This window comes from Lentiprolixibacter sp. (assembly GCF_982873095.1).
Window position 1 is genome coordinate 1 of sequence record NZ_CEYNTP010000268.1, and the last position, 3450, is coordinate 3450.

At 48.6% G+C, this 3450-nt stretch carries 5 protein-coding genes; all 5 read left to right on the plus strand.

Annotated elements, in window-relative coordinates; translation table 11 throughout:
- On the plus strand, positions 1-899 hold an 899-nt coding region (locus AC4E7D_RS12915; RefSeq protein ID WP_490174202.1), incomplete at its 5' end, for a dihydrolipoamide acetyltransferase family protein.
- 60 nt (positions 900-959) lie between these two features.
- Complete coding sequence (locus tag AC4E7D_RS12920; RefSeq protein ID WP_490174203.1) at positions 960-1736, plus strand: exonuclease domain-containing protein; 777 nt, start codon at positions 960-962, stop codon at positions 1734-1736.
- A 28-nt stretch (positions 1737-1764) separates the two neighbouring features.
- Positions 1765-2376 (plus strand): fumarylacetoacetate hydrolase family protein, encoded by a 612-nt coding sequence (locus AC4E7D_RS12925; protein ID WP_490174204.1) that lies wholly within the window; start codon positions 1765-1767, stop codon positions 2374-2376.
- On the plus strand, positions 2376-2717 hold the full coding sequence (locus tag AC4E7D_RS12930; RefSeq protein WP_490174205.1) for an Hpt domain-containing protein: 342 nt from the start codon (positions 2376-2378) through the stop codon (positions 2715-2717). Before AC4E7D_RS12925 ends, AC4E7D_RS12930 begins: the two co-directional genes overlap by 1 nt.
- Positions 2717-3450 (plus strand): competence/damage-inducible protein A (locus AC4E7D_RS12935; RefSeq protein WP_490174206.1); only part of this gene is annotated, 734 nt, incomplete at its 3' end. The genes AC4E7D_RS12930 and AC4E7D_RS12935, both read left to right, overlap by 1 nt.

The window sequence follows — 3450 nt, forward strand, 5'->3', positions numbered from 1 at the left end:
AACTTGATGCGCTAACCGGGACGGGAAAAGAAGGTAGGGTAACCAAGAACGATATTCTGCAGTATCTGGCTGGCAGGAAGGAAGGAACACCTGTGGCACCGGCTCCCGCAACTCAGGCACCGCCTAAGATACCCGAAACTAAAAAAGCGCCGGTCAAAGCACCCGAAGTATCCCGTGTCCAGGTAATTGGCGAAGATGAGGCAATTCCCATGACGCGAATGGGAAAACTCATCGCGCAGCATATGATCGATAGTGTATCCACATCGGCCCATGTCCAGAGCTTTATAGAAGTGGATGTCACCAACCTCGTAGCTTGGAGGAACAGGGTTAAAGGGGGCTTTCAGGAGCGGGAAGGGGAAAAGCTTACCTTCACCCCAATTTTTATGGAGGCAGTGGCCAAGGCCCTTAAAAACTACCCCATGATGAATATTTCCGTGCAGGGGGATACGGTCATAAAAAAGAAAAACATCAACCTCGGAATGGCTACGGCACTGGCCGATGGCAACCTTATCGTTCCGGTAATCAAAAATGCGGACCAGCTCAACCTGGTGGGGATGGCGAAAGTGGTAAACGATCTGGCCAGACGTGCCCGGAACAATGAATTAAAGCCAGACGAGATCCAGGATGGCACTTACACGGTAACCAATGTGGGAACCTTTGGAAGTGTTTTCGGGACCCCCATAATTAACCAGCCACAGGTAGGGATCCTGGCCCTTGGGGCCATCCGGAAGGTACCTTCAGTGATCGAAACAGCTGAAGGAGACTTTATAGGTATCCGCAGCAAAATGTTCTTGTCACACAGCTATGACCACAGGGTGGTCAATGGCGCCCTTGGCGGTACCTTTGTAAAAGCTGTAGCAGACTATTTGGAATCCTGGGACGTGGACAGGGAAATATAAGTTGGCAGAACAGATAGTCATTGGCCTCCTAAAGGGTTATCTTTGCCCAAACTACTTGAAATGGAACTGAAGCTCAGCAAACCCCTCTGTTTTTTTGATCTCGAGACCACAGGCACCAATGTGGTGAATGACCGTATCGTGGAGATAGCCATCCTGAAAGTTTATCCCAACGGAAATAAGGAAAGCAAATGCTGGTTGGTAAACCCGGAAATGACCATCCCTGAGGAAGCTATTGCTGTGCATGGGATCAGTAATGAAAAAGTGGCTAACGAACCCACGTTCAGAGAGCGTTCCCGTGAGATATGGAACATGATCAAGGATAGTGACCTGGCCGGGTTCAATTCGGACCGGTTTGATATCCCGCTTTTGGTGGAGGAATTACTGCGGGTGGATATCGATTTCGAACTCAAAAACCTCAAAACTGTAGACGTACAGACCATTTTTCACAAAATGGAGCAGCGTACCCTTTCAGCGGCGTATAAGTTTTATTGCAATAAAGATCTGGAAGGGGCACATAGTGCTGCAGCCGATACCCAGGCTACCTATGAGGTATTGCTGTCCCAGATTGAGCGATACCCGGAACTGGAAAACAATGTAAAGATGTTATCCGAGTTTTCAACCCGTAAACAAGCGGTGGATTTTGCGGGCTTTATCATTTTGGACAAGGAAGGGGATGAAGCCTTTTCGTTTGGAAAACACAAGGGCCGAAAAGTCAGGGAAGTCCTGGACAGCGAACCCGGATATTTTGGCTGGATCCTGAATGCAGATTTCCCCCGCTACACCAAAAAAGTCCTTACCCAGATCAAATTAAGTCGCCTCAACAATAAATTGGGCTAAGCCCGAAAACTTTCAAAAGGACAGCATTATGAAAATCATATGCATAGGCCGTAACTACACGGAACATATCGCCGAACTTTCTAATGAACGCCCGGAGGAGCCTGTTGTTTTCATAAAGCCGGATTCTTCCGTCCTCCCGAAGGAACAGGATTTTTTCATTCCTGAGTTTTCTAATGATATCCATTACGAGGTAGAACTTTTGGTAAAAATTAAAAAAGTGGGCAAACACATCCATCAGCGTTTCGCCCATAAATACTACGATGAGATTGGCCTTGGGATTGATTTTACGGCCAGGGACCTACAGGCTAAACTAAAGGAGAAAGGCCTGCCCTGGGAAAAGGCCAAGGGATTTGATGGGGCGGCAATCATAGGGAAATGGGTGCCGAAAAGCAGTTTTCCTGATTTGAACGATCTGCATTTTCGCCTTGCCAAGAATGGTGAGGTGGTTCAGGAAGGGCATACGGCTAAAATGCTGTGGAAGGTAGACGAGTTACTGGCTTATGTCTCCACTTTTTTTACCCTGAAAAAAGGGGACATCATCTTTACCGGCACGCCTTCCGGGGTTGGTAGAGTAGCACCAAATGATTACCTTTCGGGTACACTTGAGGGTGAAGAAATGTTTTCCTTAAAAATACAGTGATGATATACAATTTGGACAAGATCAATGAGATGGCAGAAGGGGATACCGATTTTATAACTTCCGTTATCGCGGTCTTTTTGGATGAAGTACCTCAGGATTTGCAAAACCTGGAAGCAGCCATTAATGACGGGGACTATGAGAAGGTGTATAAACTTGCCCATAAAATAAAACCCAACGTTGACCTTTTGGGTATGGAACAAACCCGTGCCATTGCCCTGGAAATTGAGACCCTGGGGAAATCACCAGGGGACAACAGTGCGGCAATAGCTGAAAAATTTCCCATTCTTAAGAAAGACGTCCTTCAGGTTATCACAGAGCTTAGAAACGACTTCGATTTCTGATGTTTGCAGAAATTATTACCATTGGCGATGAGATCCTTATCGGCCAAATTGTAGATACCAATTCGGCATATATTGCCAAAGAACTCAATAAAATTGGGATCTCGGTATACCAGATTTCCTCCGTACAGGATCATAAGGAACATATCTTACAGGCACTGGAGGAGGCTACCTCCCGGGCCGACCTCATTCTGATTACCGGCGGCCTAGGGCCTACCAAAGACGATATCACCAAACACACCCTCTGCGAGTTTACGGGGGATACCCTGGTAAGGAATGACAAGGTACTCGCGCATATAGAACACCTTTTCGAAAAGTATATCTCAACACCCATTTCTGATATGAATCGACAGCAGGCCCTCGTGCCTTCTAAGGCGACGGTCTTGCATAATGCCTATGGGACAGCTCCCGGAATGTGGATGCCCTACGGTAAGCAAGTGCTGGTTTCCCTGCCCGGTGTCCCATTTGAAATGAAAAGCCTTATGCATAATGAAGTGCTGCCGCGCATCACTTCGGCCTTTCACCGACCCCACATTGTACACCGGACCCTAATGACCTACGGCCTTGGGGAAAGCGCCATAGCCGAGCGCGAGCGCGGGTCCCCAGGCCGCCAGGTACAGGGTGCTGCTGTCGTGGTAGTGCGCGCTCGGGAAGACGCCGACGCCGGGGATCACCCACAGCATGAACCAGGCCGCGGCGAACGCGACCGGGTGTCCCAGCTTGAGCCCGACCAGGG

Bases quoted from the DNA above. Each gene is read 5' to 3' on its own strand.
- AC4E7D_RS12920 (WP_490174203.1), top strand. From the start codon at position 960: ATGGAACTGAAGCTCAGCAAACCCCTCTGTTTTTTTGATCTCGAGACC.
- AC4E7D_RS12930 (WP_490174205.1), top strand. From the start codon at position 2,376: ATGATATACAATTTGGACAAGATCAATGAGATGGCAGAAGGGGATACC.
- AC4E7D_RS12925 (WP_490174204.1), top strand. From the start codon at position 1,765: ATGAAAATCATATGCATAGGCCGTAACTACACGGAACATATCGCCGAA.